Annotated in this window: 20 protein-coding genes; all 20 read left to right on the top strand. The window is 43.1% G+C overall.

Annotated elements, in window-relative coordinates:
• Positions 1–18: 18 nt before the first annotated feature.
• The 20 genes from H8S07_RS02035 to H8S07_RS02130 all read left to right on the top strand — a co-directional run bounded on the left by H8S07_RS02035 (position 19) and on the right by H8S07_RS02130 (position 20152).
• Positions 19–393, top strand: a complete 375-nt coding sequence (locus tag H8S07_RS02035) for a biotin/lipoyl-containing protein (protein WP_021861135.1) — start codon at positions 19–21, stop codon at positions 391–393.
• Positions 394–439: 46 nt separating this feature from the next.
• Complete coding sequence (locus tag H8S07_RS02040) at positions 440–1588, top strand: sodium ion-translocating decarboxylase subunit beta (protein WP_118287907.1); 1149 nt, start codon at positions 440–442, stop codon at positions 1586–1588.
• A 56-nt stretch (positions 1589–1644) separates the two neighbouring features.
• Entirely contained in the window at positions 1645–3060 is a 1416-nt protein-coding gene (locus tag H8S07_RS02045; RefSeq protein ID WP_021861133.1) for an oxaloacetate decarboxylase subunit alpha, read from the top strand.
• Between the two features lie 290 nt (positions 3061–3350).
• Positions 3351–4073, top strand: coding sequence for a LytR/AlgR family response regulator transcription factor (locus H8S07_RS02050; protein ID WP_186855332.1), 723 nt, complete (start codon positions 3351–3353; stop codon positions 4071–4073).
• On the top strand, positions 4073–5239 hold the full coding sequence (locus H8S07_RS02055; RefSeq protein WP_186855333.1) for a sensor histidine kinase: 1167 nt from the start codon (positions 4073–4075) through the stop codon (positions 5237–5239). The genes H8S07_RS02050 and H8S07_RS02055 overlap by 1 nt, the downstream gene beginning before the upstream one ends.
• Before the next feature lie 30 nt (positions 5240–5269).
• A complete protein-coding gene (locus H8S07_RS02060) occupies positions 5270–7918 on the top strand; it encodes a hypothetical protein (RefSeq protein WP_186855334.1) in 2649 nt (882 codons plus the stop codon).
• The gene (locus H8S07_RS02065; RefSeq protein ID WP_118287902.1) at positions 7911–8675 is read left to right on the top strand and encodes an ABC transporter ATP-binding protein; all 765 of its coding nucleotides are present in this window, start codon (positions 7911–7913) and stop codon (positions 8673–8675) included. Before H8S07_RS02060 ends, H8S07_RS02065 begins: the two co-directional genes overlap by 8 nt.
• Before the next feature lie 11 nt (positions 8676–8686).
• On the top strand, positions 8687–9442 hold the full coding sequence (locus tag H8S07_RS02070) for an ABC transporter ATP-binding protein (RefSeq protein ID WP_117537232.1): 756 nt from the start codon (positions 8687–8689) through the stop codon (positions 9440–9442).
• A gap of 69 nt (positions 9443–9511) precedes the next feature.
• Positions 9512–10450 carry a MurR/RpiR family transcriptional regulator gene (locus H8S07_RS02075; protein WP_021861127.1) on the top strand — a complete coding sequence of 313 codons (939 nt, stop codon included), beginning with the start codon at positions 9512–9514 and terminating at the stop codon, positions 10448–10450.
• Positions 10443–11681: a BaiN/RdsA family NAD(P)/FAD-dependent oxidoreductase gene (locus H8S07_RS02080; protein ID WP_186855335.1), complete on the top strand. Its 1239-nt coding sequence runs from the start codon at positions 10443–10445 to the stop codon at positions 11679–11681. The genes H8S07_RS02075 and H8S07_RS02080 overlap by 8 nt, the downstream gene beginning before the upstream one ends.
• Before the next feature lie 131 nt (positions 11682–11812).
• Positions 11813–12469 carry a (d)CMP kinase gene (cmk, locus tag H8S07_RS02085; RefSeq protein ID WP_021861125.1) on the top strand — a complete coding sequence of 219 codons (657 nt, stop codon included), beginning with the start codon at positions 11813–11815 and terminating at the stop codon, positions 12467–12469.
• A gap of 9 nt (positions 12470–12478) precedes the next feature.
• Positions 12479–13336: a 4-hydroxy-3-methylbut-2-enyl diphosphate reductase gene (ispH, locus tag H8S07_RS02090; RefSeq protein ID WP_118519323.1), complete on the top strand. Its 858-nt coding sequence runs from the start codon at positions 12479–12481 to the stop codon at positions 13334–13336.
• Entirely contained in the window at positions 13317–14408 is a 1092-nt protein-coding gene (gene rpsA, locus H8S07_RS02095; RefSeq protein ID WP_021861123.1) for a 30S ribosomal protein S1, read from the top strand. The genes ispH and rpsA overlap by 20 nt, the downstream gene beginning before the upstream one ends.
• A 208-nt stretch (positions 14409–14616) precedes the next feature.
• Positions 14617–15939, top strand: coding sequence for an electron transport complex subunit RsxC (gene rsxC / locus H8S07_RS02100; protein WP_118659718.1), 1323 nt, complete (start codon positions 14617–14619; stop codon positions 15937–15939).
• 26 nt (positions 15940–15965) lie between these two features.
• On the top strand, positions 15966–16916 hold the full coding sequence (locus H8S07_RS02105) for an RnfABCDGE type electron transport complex subunit D (protein WP_021861121.1): 951 nt from the start codon (positions 15966–15968) through the stop codon (positions 16914–16916).
• Positions 16916–17500, top strand: coding sequence for an RnfABCDGE type electron transport complex subunit G (locus tag H8S07_RS02110; protein ID WP_021861120.1), 585 nt, complete (start codon positions 16916–16918; stop codon positions 17498–17500). Before H8S07_RS02105 ends, H8S07_RS02110 begins: the two co-directional genes overlap by 1 nt.
• Before the next feature lie 12 nt (positions 17501–17512).
• Entirely contained in the window at positions 17513–18232 is a 720-nt protein-coding gene (rsxE, locus tag H8S07_RS02115) for an electron transport complex subunit RsxE (protein WP_021861119.1), read from the top strand.
• A 13-nt stretch (positions 18233–18245) separates the two neighbouring features.
• The gene (gene rsxA / locus H8S07_RS02120) at positions 18246–18821 is read left to right on the top strand and encodes an electron transport complex subunit RsxA (RefSeq protein ID WP_021861118.1); all 576 of its coding nucleotides are present in this window, start codon (positions 18246–18248) and stop codon (positions 18819–18821) included.
• Between the two features lie 13 nt (positions 18822–18834).
• A complete protein-coding gene (locus tag H8S07_RS02125) occupies positions 18835–19626 on the top strand; it encodes an RnfABCDGE type electron transport complex subunit B (RefSeq protein WP_186855336.1) in 792 nt (263 codons plus the stop codon).
• A 49-nt stretch (positions 19627–19675) separates the two neighbouring features.
• Positions 19676–20152 (top strand): DUF2752 domain-containing protein, encoded by a 477-nt coding sequence (locus H8S07_RS02130; protein ID WP_186855337.1) that lies wholly within the window; start codon positions 19676–19678, stop codon positions 20150–20152.
• The last annotated feature ends 82 nt before the right edge of the window (positions 20153–20234 follow it).

A 20234-nucleotide genomic window follows, 5' to 3' on the forward strand; every position in this document is an offset into this window, starting at 1 on the left:
ATTTAGGAGGATTGAATCATGAAAAATTATACAATTACAGTAAACGGAAATGTATATGATGTAACTGTTGAAGAGAACGGCGCAGGCACAGCACCTGCAGCAGCACCAAGAGCAGCAGCACCTAAGGCAGCTCCTAAGGCAGCGCCGAAAGCAGCAGCACCTGCGGCTGGAAATGCCGGAAGCATTGAAGTAAAAGCAGGAGCAGCCGGAAAAGTATTTAAGCTGGAAGCAAGTGTCGGACAGAGCGTGAAGAAAGGTGATGCAGTTATCATCATTGAAGCAATGAAGATGGAGATTCCAGTAGTAGCTCCGGAAGACGGAACAGTTGCAAGCATTAACGTAGCAGTTGGAGACGCAATCGAATCCGGTGCAGTTTTAGCTACATTAAACTAATGTGAAACTGATTCCTTATGGAATGAATACGACTGGAGGTTAAGAAATGGAATATATAACATCAACATTGGGAAACCTCGTGCATCAGACAGCTTTTTTCAGTCTCACATGGGGCAATTTGATCATGATTGCTGTAGCATGTTTTTTCCTGTATCTGGCAATCGCGCGGGGGTTTGAACCTTTGCTCCTTGTGCCGATCGCATTCGGTATGCTGCTTGTTAATATCTATCCGGATATTATGCTGCATGCAGAAGATTCGGCAAATGGAACGGGCGGACTTCTGTATTATTTCTTTAAATTAGATGAATGGGCAATCCTGCCGTCTCTGATTTTCCTTGGAGTTGGAGCAATGACAGACTTTGGACCATTGATCGCGAATCCGAAGAGTTTCCTCTTAGGTGCTGCAGCACAGTTTGGTATTTTCGCAGCTTACCTTGGAGCGATGGCATTTGGATTCTCTGATAAAGCGGCCGCGGCTGTATCCATTATCGGTGGGGCGGATGGACCGACTTCCATCTTCCTTGCCGGAAAGTTACAGCAGACAGCAATTATGGGACCGATCGCAGTGGCGGCGTACTCGTACATGGCGCTTGTCCCGATCATTCAGCCGCCGATCATGAAGCTTTTAACAACAGAAAAAGAACGTAAGATCAAGATGGAGCAGTTAAGACCGGTATCCAAACTGGAGAGAATCCTGTTCCCGGTCATCGTTACAATCGTTGTTTGTGTGATCCTTCCTACAACAGCACCGCTGGTAGGTATGCTGATGCTCGGAAACCTCTTCCGTGAATCAGGTGTTGTAAGACAGTTGACAGAGACTGCTTCCAACGCACTGATGTATATCGTAGTTATCTTACTTGGTACATCTGTCGGAGCGACAACAAGTGCGGAAGCATTTTTGAACAAACAGACTATTTTCATCGTTATCCTTGGACTGATTGCATTTATGTTTGGTACAGCAGCCGGAGTATTATTCGGTAAGATCATGTGCAAAGTTACAGGGGGAAAAGTTAATCCGCTGATCGGATCAGCCGGAGTATCCGCCGTTCCAATGGCAGCCAGAGTATCCCAGAAGGTTGGAGCAGAGGCAGATCCTACGAACTTCCTTCTGATGCATGCAATGGGTCCGAACGTTGCCGGAGTTATCGGTACAGCAGTTGCAGCCGGAACATTTATGGCGATCTTCGGAGTTTAAGAACCGGATATTTCGTATGATAACGATTGAATACTGATTATATGGAGGAAGAAATAATGGCAGAAATTGAAAAAAAACCAATTAAAATAACAGAGACAATTCTGCGTGACGCACACCAGTCTCTGATTGCCACTCGTATGACAACAGAACAGATGCTTCCGATCATCGATAAGATGGACAAGGTTGGCTATCATTCTGTAGAGTGCTGGGGTGGTGCAACATTTGACGCATCTTTACGTTTCCTGAAAGAAGATCCATGGGAGAGACTTCGTAAATTCCGTGACGGATTTAAGAATACAAAATTACAGATGCTGTTCCGTGGACAGAATATCTTAGGATATCGTCCGTATGCAGATGATGTAGTAGAGTATTTCGTACAGAAATCGGTTGCAAATGGTATTGATGTGATCCGTATTTTTGACTGTTTGAATGACCTTAGAAACTTGCAGACGGCCGTTACAGCAGCAAACAAAGAAAAAGCAGAAGCACAGGTAGCGCTTTCCTATACACTGGGAGATGCTTATACACTGGATTATTGGGTAGATATCGCCAAGAGAATCGAAGATATGGGTGCTAATTCTATCTGTATCAAAGATATGGCGGGTCTGCTCCTTCCGTACAAGGCAACAGAGCTGATCGGTGCATTAAAAGAAGCTACAGATCTTCCGATCCAGCTTCATACACATTATACATCCGGTGTTGCTTCTATGACTTACTTAAAAGCAGTAGAGGCAGGTGTAGATGTCATTGATACTGCAATGTCACCATTTGCAATGGGAACATCACAGCCGGCAACAGAAGTTATGGTTGAGACGTTCAAAGGAACACCTTATGATACAGGTCTGGATCAGAAATTACTTGCGGAGATCGCTGATTACTTCCGCCCGATCCGTGACGATGCATTAGACAGCGGACTGCTGAACCCGAAGAACCTTGGTGTAAATATCAAGACTCTTCTGTATCAGGTACCGGGTGGTATGCTTTCAAACCTGACATCTCAGTTAAAAGAGCAGAATGCAGAAGACAGATACTATGAAGTACTGGAAGAAGTGCCGAGAGTAAGAAAAGACTTAGGTGAGCCGCCGCTTGTAACACCGTCTTCACAGATCGTAGGTACACAGGCTGTATTTAACGTACTGATGGGCGAGCGTTATAAGATGGCTACAAAAGAGACAAAAGACGTATTAAGTGGTAAATACGGTGCAACTGTAAAACCATTTAACGAAGAAGTGAAGAAGAAAGTATTAGGAGACGATGCTGAGATCATCACATGCCGTCCGGCAGATCTGATTCCGGCAGAATTAGATACACTCCGCAAAGAGTGTGCACAGTGGATCCAGCAGGATGAAGATGTATTAACTTATGCATTATTCCCGCAGGTAGCTGTTGACTTCTTCAAATACAGAGAAGCACAGCAGACAAAGATCGATCCGAATGCTGCTGATACAGAGAACGGAAGTTATCCGGTATAATAACTTCTTTTAATTAAAAATTGTATATTTTATATGCGATGCAGAAGTCCTGTCAGACAATGAAAGTTGTCCGGCAGGACTTTTTCATGTCCTGAAATACCTGGATTCATGTCCAAATGTATAAGAAAATTTTGTGATGTGCTATAATGTGTGATATCGGCAGGTGAATATGGTACATCTACATAGGTTTCACATACAAAGAGAATAATCATTCAGTGCCTGCCCTGCTACAAGCATAAAAGTAAGACGAAAGTCTTCGGATATGTGTACAGAGGGAGATGCGGGAATATATGCATTTAACAATAGCAATTATAGAAGACGAACAGCCGGCGCGTGAGCGAATCGGCGAGCTTGTCATACAGGAACTGTCCGGTGAGACGGAAGTTTATATAGAAAAATACGAAGACGCAGAGAGGTTCCTTAAAGCACTTGAAGTGAAGAAAGAAACAGCGTATCCGGACGTTGTAATCTCTGACATTGACCTTCCGGGAATGAATGGAATTGAACTGGGAGCGGAGTTAAAAGGAAACGGCATAGAAACATATCTCGTATTTCTGACGTCTTTTGCAGAATTTGCGGCAGACAGTTATATACTGGAGGCTTATCAGTATATTCTGAAGCGGGATATGAAAGAGCGACTCGGAGATGTGCTCCGGGGGATTGCGAAGGAAAAGCAAACGAGCGAACAGGATTTCCTGTGGGTTGGAGATCATGAGAAGAAGTTGTTTTATAAAGACATCATCTGTGTGAGTAAGGTAAAAGGGCAGAAATACTCGGAGTACAGAACGAAGAAAGAAGTGTACAGGGAGCGGATGCCTTTATTTCAGATACAGGAACAACTGGGAACAGATGCATTTATCATGGTCGGACGAAGTTGTCTTGTAAATATTGAACACATTGCGGGTATTTCAGCAGAGTCGATGCAATTAGATAATGGGGATGTAATCGGAGCCGGAAGAGAACTGATTTGGGAAGTGAAACAAAAAGTAACTGCGTACTGGAGAAAAAACTAATGGGAAGAGAAAGAAAATGGACAAGTGTCCAACTGATAAATATCATATTCTGCGGACTAATGCAGATTTTTTATTTCTTCCCGTGGCTTAAGTATAGCGGCCTGCATTGTTCTCTGCATCGGTATATTTTCCGAGCATTGACAAGAAATGATTACATAGAAGCGTTTAACAAGACGTACTATCCGGGAAAAGATCTGGGGATTTATGAACAGAAGATGGCAATCCTGGTCCTTGTTTATCTGATGAGTTTTCTGGTGGCGCAGGTAGTGGATCTGCTTCTTTTATACCGGAATATGAACCAGATTCCGTACCGAGATCATCAGGGACTGTTTTGGGTTATCGCGATGACGTGGGTGTTCTTCCTTGAATATGCAGATTATCAGGGAGCAGATGAGCAGTTTTATATTCCGATGTCCATGTTCATTTACCTGAATACGTGGCTTGTGGTCAAAGGTGTCCAGTATTTTGCATGTAGGATGACAGAAAGTTTGGAGTATATGAATCTTTCCAGCCAGAAAAAGCTGGAGCAGAAAGAACAGGAAGTACTGGAACTTAAGGTAAATGTGCTGGAAGAGCGGTTCAAAGGAATGTTAAAGAGCCTGCAGGTTGTCCATGACATGAAGAATCATCTGTTGGCGCTAAGGCGTTATGAACAGGAAAGAGACTGGGATGGGATTCACGAATATCTGGAAAAATTAAGTGATGCGATACTGGTGCATAATTATCAGGTGTGGACAGGAAACCAGATGCTGGATATGATTCTGAACCAGAAGATGCAGGATGCGAAAGACTCCGGTGTACAGATGACGATCCAGACGGAAGTATTTACAAAATTGCCGTTTACGGACTGGGAGATCATTACGCTATTTGGGAATCTTCTGGATAATGCACTGGAGGCAACGCAGAAAGTGACTTCGGAAAATCCATGGATCCATGTGAAATTTATAAGACGGAACCGGCTTTTTTACGTGGAGATTGAGAACAGTGCAGAGGAAGCAGTGAGAGTGGAAAATGGACAGTTCCGGTCGCAGAAAGAAGAAAACGGACTGCATGGATACGGTATGAAAAATGTTCGGGAAATCGTAGAAAAACATGAAGGTGATCTGCAATATATAACTACAGATACCAGTTTTCTTGTCAGTGTATCCATATATGACATGAAATAGAGAAAATCTTAGGATTGAGAGGAAAAAGAAATGCAGAAGAAAAAGAGCAGAAGAAAAGAAAAAATATGTGTCGGAGTCATCGGATACGCGATATTTCTGATCTATTCCATGTGGCCGGTTTACCGGCTCCGGGATGGGTATCATTCCTTTTATGGTGTTTTCCGATTATTGTCGCAGAAAGGAGCTGCCGCACTGACAGACAGTTGCCGGGATGTGTGGGACGGCAATATGGGAGCCATAAAGATTCAGGTTGGCCTGTTTGTAATTATGCAGATCGTGGCAGTATTGTATCTGATACTGCTGATTTTAAACAAATACCGGTATATCCAGCCGGTTGTGATCGGTATTGCGATCACAGAGATGTTTCTGAGTGATTATGCAGCTTACGGTACAGTTGCAGATAATGTGATGGCATTTATGTTTTTTGTGCCTATGGTAGTAATGAGTCTTCTTGAGCTTGCTCTGCAGAAGATGATCGATGTCTATGATGAAGCACTGGCAAGATCTAGAAATTATGAAGTGCAGGAACAGGAAAAGAAAGAAGAAGCGCACAGAAGACTGGATTTTCCGGGCAAATACACGAAACTTTTCTATCATATGATCTGGAAGAATTTCCGCTCTGACTGGAAAGATTACCGGCTTTTCCTATTCTGCGGAATCATGGTCGGAACACTGGCATTTTCCGGACTGGGAGCTTATGAGATGCTGTCTTCTTCCCACCGGGCTGATCTGTCTATGTATGGTGGCGAAGGACTTGGACGAATCCTGATCAATGCGATGATCCCGCTTGCGGCATGCTGCCTTTTCCTGATGGTATTTGTGCTGATCTTTTATCTCAGAAAATGGATTCAGAACTATAGTATCTTTGTAACACTCGGAATTAGAAGAAAGGCGCTCTGGACGATCGCCGGACTGGAAATCGGACTGGGATTTGTATTTTCCTATATAGGCGGAGTAATTGTCGGAAATGGAGTCCTTCTGCTTTTCCGTAAAATTGTCGGAAACATGGTGGGCGATCAGATCAATCTGTCATATGCAAGTAAAACAACGTATCTGGTATCACTTGCTGTTCTGTTCCTTGTCTATCTTGTTTCACTGATGGCGACAAGAGACATTGTGTCGGATTTTAACCTGATCTCAGCGGCAACACGTAATGTTGCAAAAGAGAAGATGCCGCGGAGGTTTTTGAAGATCATTACTGTGATCGGAGCTGCTATCTGCGGATACAGTGCTATTTCTTACAGCAAGATTTACAATTACGAGAAGATTACACTGATGCTGGCATTGTTTGTCGGACTGTTTCTTCTCTACCGCTTTGGCGGGACATTGTTGCTGCGAAAAGACAAGGCATCAAAAGGGTATCTGGGTACGCTTCTGAAACGCAATGACCGCTATCACCGTTCAAAGACAACTGCGTGGTATCTGGCAGCGCTTACAGCTTTGCATATCTGCGGAATGTTTTATTTTGCATTCCAGTCAGTATCTGTAACGGTTGCAGAACAACCGGAAAGCCTGTTCCCATATGATTTCATGTGCATTTCTTACGATGAAGACCAGAAGACATTTGAAAATCTGGAGAAACAGTACGGAGCAAAGGTTACGACTTATCCGATGGTAAGAATCTCGAATTCGGATAAAACGGAGAAGAATGAGGGCTATTATGAAAAACGAATACAGGGACAACAGATCGGTATTTCAGAATCTACTTATCATGCACTGAAAAAAGCAATTGATCCGGATTATAAACCACACTTTCTCCATCTGGATGCAAAGGGAGAGAAAGTCTATCTTGTGCACCAGCAGGACCGCTCTGTGAAAGCACAGCCGATAGACTGGACGTTTAGTAAGAAGAAACCCAATATCCATGTTGGCATTGTATGTGAAGGATATACCCCATATGAGCATTTTTCCGAGGAGACGACATATCAGCAACGTACAATCGCAGGCGAGGAGATTGGAAGCCTGACCGGATGTTTCCGCGATGGAAAACTGGAAAATCTCGTTGTGTTTTCGGATGCATTCTTCACAAAAGCACAGAATCTCTGGAAGACAACGAATGTGCTGAATGGTTCGTTTATTAAAAAGAAAACGGATGCGATTGAAGGGCTGACTGTGAAGCAGGGACCGACAAAACTGGTGTTGATAAACAGTAAAGCGAAAGATCACAAAGCAATCAAGAGAGAACTGGAAAAATTCCAGGAAAAACATAAAGAAGATCAGGCTTACGATGCGGAAATCGCAAATTATTATGCAAAGGATGAAAGTGTAAAAGACCTGCGTACGGAACGCATGATGAAGCTGATCGTGAACCTGTTTGTCACGGCAACAATGCTTTTTATAAGCATGTTCCTTGTCTATATTAAAGTGCTTTCTGAACTGGATGAGAAGAACAAAAGAGCCGAATTTTTCACTTGTATGGGTATGAGAAAGAAAGAGAGAATCCGCATTCTTCTCGGTGAATTACATCTGATGTTCTGGCTTCCGGGAGCGTTTACCGCGCTTGTGACAGCTGTATTTACCGGAATTACATTCTATGTGCGGATGTATACAAATGCAGTTAAGCTACAGTTTATAACTCACGCAGTATGGCTCTGGGGCGGCTATATTCTTGTAGAACTTCTGTTTATGTGGCTGCTTGGAAAGTTTATGGTTCGAAAGGTGGAAAAAGACGATGAATAATCAGGAAATCATAAAAGTAGAAGATCTGACACGGAATTATCGGATGATCTACGCAGAGAATCCGGAAGACCGGGAGATCAAGGTGTTAAAAGGACTGAATTTCGCTGTGAAGACAGAAGAATTTGTCGGGATCATGGGAAAATCCGGCTGTGGAAAGACAACGCTTCTGAAAGTGCTTGGTCTGATCGATAAACCAACCGATGGTACATTGTATTTCAATGGCGTGGATTCGAGAAAACTGTGGAGCGACGAGCTTGCTGATATCCGCAGAAGAAAAATGGGATTTGTATTTCAGGATTTTTATCTGCTTGACAGTCTTTCGGTAGAAGATAATATCATGGTTCCGATGGTGCTTGATAAAGCGCCGGTGAAGGACTGTCTGGAAAAAGTAGCTTATTATATGGAGAAATTTGGTCTGATGCATCTGACAAAGAAGAAACCGAATGAACTGTCCGGCGGGGAGCGTCAGCGGGTAGCAATCTGCCGCGCGCTCATTAATGATCCCGAACTCATCCTTGCAGATGAACCGACAGGCAATCTCGATACCCAGTCAGGACAGATCGTTATTGATGCACTGACCGAGATTAACGAGAAAATGAAGAAAACAATCCTTATGGTTACGCATGATCCGAAAATGGCAAGCTATTGCAGCCGGATTATTTTGCTGAAAGACGGACAGATTCTGGAAGAACTGAAAAGAGAAAAAGACCAGGATGCGTTTTACCACAGAATTGTGGACAAGATGCAGGAACTGTAGGAGGAGTGGATATGCATATACTGGAAGTGAAAGAACTGGTGCGTGATTACAGCATTATCAGTGAAGATAAAAAAGAAAGGACGCAGATCCATGTATTGAAGGGACTGGATTTTTCCGTGGAGGCAGGAGAATTCGTCGGAGTCATGGGTAAATCCGGCTGTGGAAAGACGACGCTCTTAAAGACTCTCGGTCTGATCCACCGTCCTACGTCCGGAAGTGTCTGGCTTGAAGGAGAAGATACCGGAAAACTGCCGGAAGAAAAGAGGGCAGACATCCGCAACCGGAAGATCGGATTTATTTTTCAGGATTTTTACCTGATGAACAGTCTGTCTGTTGAAGAAAATATTATGCTTCCGATGATGATCGCAAAGAGCGAGCCGGAAGAAATGAGGAAAAGAGCTGCCGCCTATGCCACGCAGTTTGAGATTACACATCTGCTTAAGAAATATCCATACGAGCTGTCCGGCGGAGAGCGTCAGAGAGTGGCGATCTGCCGTGCACTCATGAATGAACCGGAACTGATTCTTGCAGATGAACCGACAGGAAATCTGGATTCCCAATCCGGGCAGATCGTGATTAATGCGCTTGGAAAAATCTCGAAAGAACTTGGAAAAACGATTCTTATGGTGACGCATGATCCAAAGATGGCGAGCTGTTGCGGGCGGATTCTGCTTCTGAAAGATGGAGTTATTCTCAAAGAATTGAAGGCAGGGGAAGACAAAGATGCATTTTACAGGGAAATAACCGGGCAGATGGAATGTTTATAGTCCTTGAATATTTTCTCAAATTTATATATAATGGATACGGTAAATTGAGAAGAAAAGGACAAAAACGATATGGGAAATAAAAATGAATTACTTCAGAAGATAGATGAAGGTTATTCAAAATTCAGCAAAGGTCAGAAAAAACTGGCGGATTTTATCAAAGAAGATTATGATAAAGCGGCATTCCTGACTGCTGCGAAGATGGGGGAAGAAGTCGGCGTCAGTGAGTCTACGGTTGTAAGATTTGCGATGGCGCTTGGATATGACGGCTATCCGGGATTCCAGAAAGCGCTGGGCGAGATGGTCCGTACCAAATTAAATTCCATCCAGAGAATGGAAGTCACATATGGACGCATCAGTCAGGGCGAGATACTGACATCTGTATTACAGTCAGATATTGATAAGATCAAGCTGACGATGCAGTCCATTGACCATGAATCATTTGAACTTGCAGTGGAGACGATTCTGAATGCGAAGAAGATCTATGTGATCGGTATCAGAAGCTGTGCACCGCTTGCAAGTTTTCTTGGGTTTTATCTGAACCTGATCTGTGATAATGTAGTTGCTGTGCACACAAACAGTTCAAGTGAGATTTTTGAACAGCTTATCCGGATCGATGAAGACGATGTGATCATCGGAATCAGCTTCCCGCGGTATTCCATGCGTACTTTAAAAGCGCTGGAATTTGCAAGCAACCGCAAGGCAAAAGTAATCACGTTGACAGACAGCGTCCATTCGCCGATGACGTTATATTCTTCCTGCAATCTGATCGCACGAAGTGACATGGCGTCTATCGTAGATTCACTTGTAGCACCTCTGAGCGTGGTAAATGCGCTTGTGGTAGCACTTTGTATGAAGAAGCAGGATGAAGTCATCACAACACTGGAGACGCTGGAACGGATCTGGGATGAGTATCAGGTATACAGCAAAGATGAACTAAACATGGTAGATGATAAAGTAGAACTGTCTTCGTCCAAAGCACAGATAGATGGAGAAGAGACTTATGAATAAAGTATTAATCGCAGGCGGTGGCGCTGCGGGCATGATGGCGGCAGTTATGGCGGCAAGAGAAGGTTGCGCGGTTACACTGTTTGAAAAAAATGAAAAACTGGGCAAGAAGGTATTTATCACAGGAAAAGGTCGTTGCAATCTGACAAATGCCTGTGATGTAGAAGATCTGTTTCCGGCAGTGAAAACGAATGCGAAGTTTCTGTATAGTAGTTTTTACGGATTTACAAACCAGGATGTCATGGATTTCTTTGAAGAGCTTGGCATGCGGACGAAGATTGAACGAGGGGAACGGGTATTCCCGTTATCTGATCATTCTTCCGATGTGATCCGCACTTTGGAAGAAGAGATGAAGAGACTTGGTGTGAAGATCTGCCTGAATACATCTGTGAAGAAGATTGAAGCGAAGGACGGGCATTTTACAGGCGTCGTATTATCTGATGGAAAGAAAGTGTCCGGAGATGCGTGTGTCGTTGCAACCGGAGGCATCTCTTATCCGTCTACAGGTTCTACCGGGGACGGCTACCGGTTTGCAAAAGAACTGGGACTTGAAGTGACAGACTGTCTGCCGTCGCTTGTACCGATGGAGACTCAGGAAGACTGGGTGCCGGAGCTTCAGGGACTGTCTCTTCGAAATGTAAATGCGGTTATCAGAGACGGTAAGAAGAAGCTGTATGAAGACTTTGGAGAGATGCTTTTCACGCACTACGGCGTCAGCGGTCCGCTTATGTTAAGTGCCAGCAGTGTAATTGGCAAGAAACTAAAAGATCATCCACTGACATTGGAAATCGACTTGAAACCGGCATTGTCTATAGAGCAGCTCGATCAGAGAGTCCTACGTGATTTTGAAGAAAACCATAACCGACAGTTCAAGAATGCGATCCACAAGCTGTTTCCGGCGAAACTCATTCCGGTGATGCTCAAACTTAGCGGAATCGATCCGGAGAAAAAGGTCAATGTAATTTCCAGAGAGGAAAGACAGCATTTTGTTTCCCTGATCAAAAAAATTCCAGTGACATTAACCGGACTGCGCGGCTATAATGAGGCAATCATCACAAAAGGTGGTGTCAGCGTGAAAGAGATCGATCCGGGCACGATGGAGGTAAAGACAGTATCTGGCTTGTATTTTGCAGGAGAAGTACTGGATCTGGATGCAGTGACCGGAGGATTTAATTTACAGATTGCATGGTCTACTGCATGTGCGGCTGCAAGAGCCTGTGCATGGCAGAAATAAATGGATATGTATATGCTTACGTGCTGTTTTGGAAAACAGACAAAGATTGTAACGGGAAGGCACGTGAGTTTGAAAAGCAAGCTATATATTATTAAAATTAAATAAAACAGATAGAGAAAGAGGGCAGAAGAATGGGATATAATATCGCAATTGACGGACCGGCAGGAGCCGGAAAAAGCACCATTGCGAAACTGGTGGCAAAAGAAAAAGGATACATTTATGTAGATACAGGAGCGATGTACCGTGGAATGGCAATTTATTTTCTGGAAAAGAATATTTCGCCGGAAGATACAGAAACGATCGCAGCAGACTGCAAGAATGTAAAAGTAACGATCGGCTATGAAGAAGGCGGACAGCAGGTCTACTTAAACGGTGAGAATATCACAGGGAAATTAAGAGAAGAAGCAGTAGGAAATATGGCGTCTAAGATCTCTGCAATCCCGGCAGTCAGAGAAGCACTTTTAGGACTGCAGAGAGATCTTGCAAAAACAAAAGATGTTGTCATGGACGGACGTGACATCGGTACCTGTGTATTACCAGATGCAGATGTGAAAGTATTTTTAACTGCAAGTGTACAGACAAGAGCAAAACGTCGTTTTGATGAACTGACAGAAAAAGGTGAAACTTGTGATCTCGCCGAGATTGAAAAAGACATTGAAGAGCGCGACAGAAGAGATATGACGAGAGAGATCGCACCGCTTAGACAGGCAGAAGATGCGACACTCGTAGACAGCTCAGATATGACAATCCCGGAAGTAGTTGCCGCAATTACGGCGCTCTGCCATTAGGAGGCATATATGAAAGTTGAACTTGCGAAGACAGCGGGATTTTGCTTCGGAGTAAAGCGGGCAGTGGATACTGTATACAGACAGATAGAAGCACACCCAGACAGTCCGATTTACACATACGGACCGATCATCCATAATGAAGAAGTCATCAAAGATATGAAAAAACACGGCGTGAAGGTGATTGGAAGCGCAGAAGAGCTGGAGAATCTGGACAGCGGAATCGTAATCATCCGGTCTCACGGAGTAGCAAAAGAAGTCTACGATTTGTTGACTGAAAAAGGACTGACCTGTGTGGATGCAACCTGCCCATTTGTCAAGAAAATCCATAAAATTGTCCAAGAGCAGAGCGCACAGGGTGCACACATTGTTGTGATCGGAAATTCGGAACATCCTGAAGTGCAGGGCATTAAAGGATGGAGTGGAAATGATGTGACAGTCATCCAGACTGTAGAAGAAGCGAAAAGTTTTCAATTAAAAAATAAAAAGCAAAAACTGTGTGTCGTATCTCAGACGACATTTAATTACAATAAATTCAAAGATATAGTTGAAATTATTGAAAAAAAGAGGTATGATATACTTGTTTTAAATACGATTTGCAGTGCAACAAAAGAACGCCAGGAAGAGGCTCGCGACATTGCAAAGAGGGTGGACGCTATGATTGTTATAGGAGACAAGAGAAGCTCTAATACCCGCAAACTATTTGAGATATGCAGTAATGCATGTGCGGATACGTACTATATACAGACACTTGACGATTTTGATATGAATCAATTAAGGTCCGTGGAAACAGTAGGTATTACAGCAGGGGCATCCACGCCCAAGAAAATAATTGAGGAGGTTCAAAATAATGTCAGAATTAACTTTTGAACAAATGTTGGAAGAATCATTTAAGACAATCAGAAATGGAGAAGTCGTAGATGGTACAGTCATTGATGTAAAACCGGATGAGATCATCTTGAATATCGGCTACAAAGCAGACGGTATCATTATGAGAAATGAGTATACGAACGAACCTAACGTAGATCTGACAACAGTCGTATCTGTTGGAGATCCAATGACAGTAAAAGTACTGAAAGTAAACGACGGAGAAGGTCAGGTGCTGTTGACATACAAGAGACTGGCTGCCGAGAAAGGAAATGAGAGACTGAAAGAAGCTTATGAGAACCATGAAGTTCTGAAAGCTCCGGTTGCACAGATCCTTGGCGGTGGATTGAGCGTAGTTGTTGATGAGGCAAGAGTCTTTATCCCTGCAAGTCTTGTATCTGATACCTACGAGAAAGATCTGAGCAAATATCAGGATCAGGAGATTGAATTCGTTATCAGTGAGTTTAATCCTAGAAGAAACCGCGTGATCGGTGACAGAAGACAGCTTCTTGTTGCAGAGAAAGCAGAAAAACAGAAAGAACTGTTTGCTAAATTACAGGTTGGAGATACTGTAGAAGGAACTGTTAAGAATGTTACAGACTTCGGAGCGTTTATCGACCTTGGCGGAGTAGACGGACTCCTTCACATCTCAGAGATGTCTTGGGGACGCGTTGAGAATCCGAAGAAAGTATTCAAAGTTGGCGATGAACTGAAAGTCCTGATCAAAGACATTCACGATACAAAGATCGCGCTCAGCTTAAAATTCCCGGAGACTAATCCATGGGCAGATGCAGCTGAGAAGTATGCAGTAGGAACTGTAATCGAAGGAAAAGTTGCAAGAATGACAGACTTCGGAGCATTTGTTGAATTAGCTCCTGGAGTAGATGCACTTCTTCATGTATCACAGATTTCCAGAACACATGTTGATAAACCGTCTGATGTACTGTCTGTAGGACAGACAGTAACAGCTAAGATTGTTGATCTTAATGAAGCTGACAAGAAGATCAGCCTGAGCATGAAAGCTTTAGAGCCGGCTGAGTCAGAGGCTTCACAGAACGAAAGCTCTGAAGAGTAATCGTACTGTAAGAATTCAAGCGTATATATAAAAGCGAAAGAGAAAAGATAGAGGTTTCATACCTCTATCTTTTGTGTGTCTGAACATCTGTTAAAAAATGAACAAGATGTTCATTAAAATGTACAAAAAAATCACTTGACACACTGGTAAGTCTGGTGCTTTTTGGGTATAGTTAATATGAAAATTAAAAGGAAGGAAGGAAAAGGGAATGGCATTGTTAACTTTTAAGGGTGGTATTCATCCGGATGACGGTAAGCGTCTTGCAAAAGACAAGGCAATCGTTGATGTTAAACCCACAGGAGATCTGGTATATCCGGTTTCCCAGCACATCGGGGCGCCTGCCAATCCGATCGTAGCAGTTGGCGATCATGTTTTAAAAGGACAGATGATAGCAGAAGCCGGAGGATTTGTTTCTGCACCAATCTATGCTTCAGTATCAGGAACAGTTAAGGCGATCGCTCCACATTTGAACCCGACTGGAGGTACTGTCAACAGCATTGTCATTGAAAATGATGGTGAATATAAAGAAGTAGAATATCCTGCGGTAAAACCAGTTGATGAGATGACAAAGGAAGAGATCCTTAACGCAATTGGCAACGCAGGTGTTGTTGGTATGGGAGGAGCAGGTTTCCCGACCAGAGTTAAGCTTTCTCCAAAAGAACCTGACAAGATTGATTACATTATTGCAAACTGTGCAGAATGTGAACCATATATCACAGCAGACTACAGAACAATGATCGAAACACCGGAGAAACTGGTAGAAGGTATGAAGATCGTTCTGAGACTTTTCGATAACGCGAAAGGTATATTCGGTGTTGAGGATAACAAACCAGATTGTATCGCAAAATTAAAAGAACTCACAGCAGGTGACCCACGTCTGGAAGTTCTGGCGCTTAAGACAAAATACCCACAGGGTGGTGAGCGTCAGCTTATTTATGCGACGACAGGTCGTGCGATTAACTCTGCTATGCTTCCGGCAGATGCAGGATGCGTTGTAGACAACGTTGCAACACTTGTAAGCATTTATCAGGCTGTAGCAGAAGGAAAACCTTCTATGGAACGTGTCGTAACAGTCAGCGGAGATGCAGTGAATGAACCAGGTAACTTCCGTGTTCCGTTTGGTATGAACCAGGCTGAGCTGGTAGAAGCTGCCGGTGGATTCAAGACAGAGCCGGAGAAATTGATTTCAGGTGGTCCGATGATGGGATTTGCAATGTTTTCACTAGATGTTCCGGTTACAAAGACATCATCATCCATTCTTGGATTTACAAAAGACGAAGTAGCAAAATTCGAGCCAACCGCATGTATTAACTGCGGACGATGCGTAGATGCCTGCCCAAGCCGTCTGATTCCATCTCGACTTGCAGATTATGCAGAGCATCATGACGAAGAGACCTTTACAAAACATAATGGTCTGGAATGTATGGAATGTGGATCATGCAGTTTCGTCTGTCCGGCAAAACGTCAGTTGAAACAGGCAATCGGTTCTATGAGAAAAATTGCACTTGCTAATCGTAAGAAGAAAAAATAAGAGAAGAGAGGAAGAGGTGAACAAACGTGAGTGAGAACAATTATAAACTGTCATCTTCACCACATATTCGTGACAAAGTTACCTCCAGCAATATCATGCTTATGGTTGTTATTGCACTTTTGCCGGCTTCGGCATTCGGAGTTTATAACTTTGGAATACCAGCACTGATCGTACTGATCAGCACAACCGTATCAGCGGTTCTTACAGAGTACATATATGAGAAACTGATGCACAAGAAGATTACCATCAACGACTGGAGTGCAGTTGTTACCGGTCTGTTGCTTGGCCTTAACATGCCGGCTTCAGCACCATGGTGGATGGGCGCTCTTGGTAGTGTATTTGCAATTCTCGTTGTAAAACAGTTATTCGGAGGACTGGGACAGAACTTCATGAACCCGGCGCTCGGTGCAAGATGTTTCCTGCTGATTTCTTTTGCAGGACCGATGACAAAGTTTGTTTACGATGGAGTATCCGGACCGACACCGCTTGCTACTTTAAAAGACGGTGGCTCTGTTGATTCCATGAAGATGCTTATCGGAACAATTCCGGGAACAATCGGTGAGACATCTGTGATCGCAATCATTATCGGAGCAGTATTCCTTATTATGCTTGGTATTATTGATTTGCGTATTCCGGGAACATACATTGTATCCTTTGTTATTTTCGTCGGAATTTTCGGACCATTTACAAAAGCACATGTAGGATTCTTTGATCCACAGTACATCACAGCACACCTTTGCGGTGGTGGTCTGATGCTCGGAGCATGGTTCATGGCAACCGATTATGTAACATCTCCGATTACGAAAAAAGGACAGTATGTATATGGTATCCTTCTTGGAGTACTGACCGGACTGTTCCGTCTGTTCGGTGGTTCCGCAGAAGGGGTATCTTATGCGATCATCATCAGTAACCTTTTAGTCCCACTGATTGAAAGAGTTACTCTTCCAAAACCATTTGGTAAAGGAGGAGAAAAATAATGAAGAAAAATCCAATTATTAAGAATGCACTTATTCTTACAATTATTACATTAATCGCAGGATTAGGTCTTGGCTTTGTATATGAGATCACCAAAAACCCGATCGCACAGGCGCAGGAAAAAGCTAAGAAAGAAGCATGGCAGGCGGTATTTACAGATGTAGATGCGAATGCTTTTGAAGCACAGGACGTAGATGCGAAGATTGCAGATAAAGCGATCAAATCAGTCGGTGCAAAAGCAACTGTCGATGAAGTCTGTAAAGCAGGTGACAAAGGATATGTAATCACAACCACAGACAAGGAAGGTTATGGTGGAGATATCCAGATTACAGTAGGTATTACTTCTGATGGTACAGTAAACGGAATTTCTATCTTATCGATCAGCGAGACAGCCGGTCTTGGTATGAAAGCAAAAGAGCCGAAGTTCTACAATCAGTACAAGGGCAAGAAAGCTGAGAAATTCGTTGTATCAAAAGATGGTGGAGACGGTGAACAGATCGATGCAATCAGTGGTGCAACAATTACATCACGTGCAGTTACAGGAGCTGTCAACGTAGCACTGGCTTATTATCAGAATGCATTTTAGGAGGTAGCAGACATGAACAGATGTACTGAAAGACTATATAATGGTTTAGTTAAAGAGAATCCTACCTTCGTGCTGATGCTTGGTATGTGTCCTACACTTGCCGTAACTACATCCGCAACCAATGGTGTTGGTATGGGTTTGTCAACAACAGTAGTATTGGTATTATCCAATATGCTGATTTCCATGTTACGTAAGATCATCCCGGATTCAGTCAGAATGCCGGCATTCATCGTAGTCGTAGCATCATTCGTAACAATTGTACAGTTTCTTCTGGAAGGTTTTGTACCGAGTCTTTATGACGCACTTGGTCTTTACATTCCACTGATCGTAGTAAACTGTATTATCTTAGGACGTGCAGAAAGCTATGCTTCCAAGAACCCGGTTCTTCCGTCAATCTTTGACGGTATCGGTATGGGACTTGGATTTACTGTAGGTCTTACATGTATTGGTATTGTACGTGAGCTGATCGGAGCAGGACAGATCTTCGGTAAACAGATTATTCCGATCGCTGACGAAGCAGCAGGAAAAGCCGGATATGTACCGGTTACAATCTTTATTCTTGCACCGGGAGCATTCCTGGTACTTGCAGGACTGGTTGCTCTTCAGAACAAGATCAAAGCCAATGCTGCCAAGAGGGGTAAAGAAGTTGTAGAAGCTAAGGGATGCGGCGAAGGCTGTGCATCATGTAATGGATGCGGCGGAAAAGTATTCCCTACAGGAAACGAAGAATAGGAGGAGTACATAGATGAAAGAATTATTACTTATCGCAATTGGATCTGCGATTGTCAACAACGTTGTACTCAGCCAGTTCCTGGGAATCTGTCCATTCCTTGGAGTATCCAAAAAGGTTGAGACTGCTTCCGGTATGGGAGGAGCTGTAATCTTCGTTATTACAATCGCATCATTCTTTACAAGTTTGATTTATAAGTTTATTTTGTTACCATTGAATATTTCTTACCTGCAGACGATCGTATTCATTCTCGTAATCGCTGCACTGGTACAGTTTGTAGAGATGTTCCTGAAGAAGAGCATGCCGTCTCTGTATAATGCACTTGGTGTGTATCTTCCTCTGATCACAACAAACTGTGCAGTACTTGGTGTAGCACTTACAAACGTTCAGAATGAGTATTCTATTCTGGAAGGTGTGATCAATGGTATCGGTACTTCTGTCGGATTTGCAATCGCAATTGTGATCATGGCAGGTATCCGTGAAAAGATCGAATACAATGATGTATCTGAGTCATTCCAGGGAACTCCTATCGTACTGCTTACAGCAGCACTGATGTCAATTGCGTTCTTTGGATTCTCAGGATTAATATAGGAGGAAACAGACTATGAGTATAACAGGTATTATTTTAGCTGCTGCAATCGTAGGCGGCACCGGATTATTCATTGGTGTGTTCCTTGGTATTGCAGGAAAGAAATTTGCAGTAGAAGTAGATGAGAGAGAAGAAGCAATCCTTGAAGTATTGCCTGGAAACAACTGTGGTGGTTGTGGATATGCAGGATGTTCCGGACTTGCAGCTGCTATTGTGAAAGGCGAAGCTGAAGTTGGAGGATGTCCGGTCGGTGGAGCTCCGGTTGCAGCAAAGATTGGTGCGATCATGGGACAGGAAGCCGGTGCACAGGTACACGAAGTAGCATTTGTAAAATGTGCAGGAACCTGTGACAAAGCAAAACAGGAATATGAATATCACGGACTGAACGACTGTGTTATGATGAACATGATGCAGGCGGGAGGACCGAAAGGATGTAATTATGGATGTCTTGGAGAAGGAACATGTGTGAAAGCCTGTCCGTTTGATGCCATCCATATTGTAAACGGAGTTGCTGTTGTAGATAAAGAAGCATGTAAAGCATGTGGTAAATGTGTGGCAGTTTGTCCGAAACACCTGATCGAGATTGTACCGTATGACCAGAAACACCTCGTACAGTGCAGCTCTAAGGACAAAGGTAAAGATGTTATGTCTGTATGTTCCGTTGGATGTATCGGATGTAAGATGTGTGAGAAGATCTGTAAATTCGACGCTGTTAAGGTTGAGAATAACATTGCACATATTGATCCGGAAAAATGTATCGGATGCGGTGCATGTGCAGCAAAATGTCCGAAGAAGATCATTCTGTAGAAGAACGTCTTTTTCAGAGATTTATGAAATTGGGATACAGGAGAATCGTATGAAAAGATCTTTCAAAACGATAATATCCGAAGGATATGAACAATTCATAAAAGATATAAAGCAAACAAAATGGGCGATTATTGTTATAATCGCCTATTTTGTGTTTGGTAGAAAATTTATTTATAGTATTTGTCCGCTCATTATTCTTACCGGATATCCATGTCCGTCCTGCGGACTTACAAGAGCCGGTATCCGGCTATTGCATTTTGATTTTGAAGGAGCATGGCATATGCATCCATTTATCTATGTGGTTGCAATTCTTGTATTTCACTATTGTTGGAACCGTTATATCAGGCTTCAGTTAAGGCAGCCAAAGAGTATGAAGATACTTGCAGGAATCGCACTTGTGGCACTTGTGATTTTTTATATTTACCGCATGGTGTGTTATTTTCCGGGGGAACCACCGATGAGCTATTACTCTGGGAATCTGCTGCATACTTGCAAAAATTTCCTTGCAAATTTATTTGTCCAATGATTTTATATAATAAATTTTTAATTTGGATATCATTCCGAAACCTGTGTCAACAGAATGAATCTGTATCAAATCTGTTAATCAT

Source organism: Dorea hominis (genome assembly GCF_014287705.1).
Taxonomy (GTDB): Bacteria; Bacillota; Clostridia; order Lachnospirales; family Lachnospiraceae; genus Dorea_D; species Dorea_D hominis.

Bases quoted from the DNA above. Each gene is read 5' to 3' on its own strand.
- H8S07_RS02035 (WP_021861135.1), top strand. From the start codon at position 19: ATGAAAAATTATACAATTACAGTAAACGGAAATGTATATGATGTAACT.
- H8S07_RS02040 (WP_118287907.1), top strand. From the start codon at position 440: ATGGAATATATAACATCAACATTGGGAAACCTCGTGCATCAGACAGCT.
- H8S07_RS02045 (WP_021861133.1), top strand. From the start codon at position 1,645: ATGGCAGAAATTGAAAAAAAACCAATTAAAATAACAGAGACAATTCTG.
- H8S07_RS02050 (WP_186855332.1), top strand. From the start codon at position 3,351: ATGCATTTAACAATAGCAATTATAGAAGACGAACAGCCGGCGCGTGAG.
- H8S07_RS02055 (WP_186855333.1), top strand. From the start codon at position 4,073: ATGGGAAGAGAAAGAAAATGGACAAGTGTCCAACTGATAAATATCATA.
- H8S07_RS02060 (WP_186855334.1), top strand. From the start codon at position 5,270: ATGCAGAAGAAAAAGAGCAGAAGAAAAGAAAAAATATGTGTCGGAGTC.
- H8S07_RS02065 (WP_118287902.1), top strand. From the start codon at position 7,911: ATGAATAATCAGGAAATCATAAAAGTAGAAGATCTGACACGGAATTAT.
- H8S07_RS02070 (WP_117537232.1), top strand. From the start codon at position 8,687: ATGCATATACTGGAAGTGAAAGAACTGGTGCGTGATTACAGCATTATC.
- H8S07_RS02075 (WP_021861127.1), top strand. From the start codon at position 9,512: ATGGGAAATAAAAATGAATTACTTCAGAAGATAGATGAAGGTTATTCA.
- H8S07_RS02080 (WP_186855335.1), top strand. From the start codon at position 10,443: ATGAATAAAGTATTAATCGCAGGCGGTGGCGCTGCGGGCATGATGGCG.
- cmk (WP_021861125.1), top strand. From the start codon at position 11,813: ATGGGATATAATATCGCAATTGACGGACCGGCAGGAGCCGGAAAAAGC.
- ispH (WP_118519323.1), top strand. From the start codon at position 12,479: ATGAAAGTTGAACTTGCGAAGACAGCGGGATTTTGCTTCGGAGTAAAG.
- rpsA (WP_021861123.1), top strand. From the start codon at position 13,317: ATGTCAGAATTAACTTTTGAACAAATGTTGGAAGAATCATTTAAGACA.
- rsxC (WP_118659718.1), top strand. From the start codon at position 14,617: ATGGCATTGTTAACTTTTAAGGGTGGTATTCATCCGGATGACGGTAAG.
- H8S07_RS02110 (WP_021861120.1), top strand. From the start codon at position 16,916: ATGAAGAAAAATCCAATTATTAAGAATGCACTTATTCTTACAATTATT.
- rsxE (WP_021861119.1), top strand. From the start codon at position 17,513: ATGAACAGATGTACTGAAAGACTATATAATGGTTTAGTTAAAGAGAAT.
- rsxA (WP_021861118.1), top strand. From the start codon at position 18,246: ATGAAAGAATTATTACTTATCGCAATTGGATCTGCGATTGTCAACAAC.
- H8S07_RS02125 (WP_186855336.1), top strand. From the start codon at position 18,835: ATGAGTATAACAGGTATTATTTTAGCTGCTGCAATCGTAGGCGGCACC.
- H8S07_RS02130 (WP_186855337.1), top strand. From the start codon at position 19,676: ATGAAAAGATCTTTCAAAACGATAATATCCGAAGGATATGAACAATTC.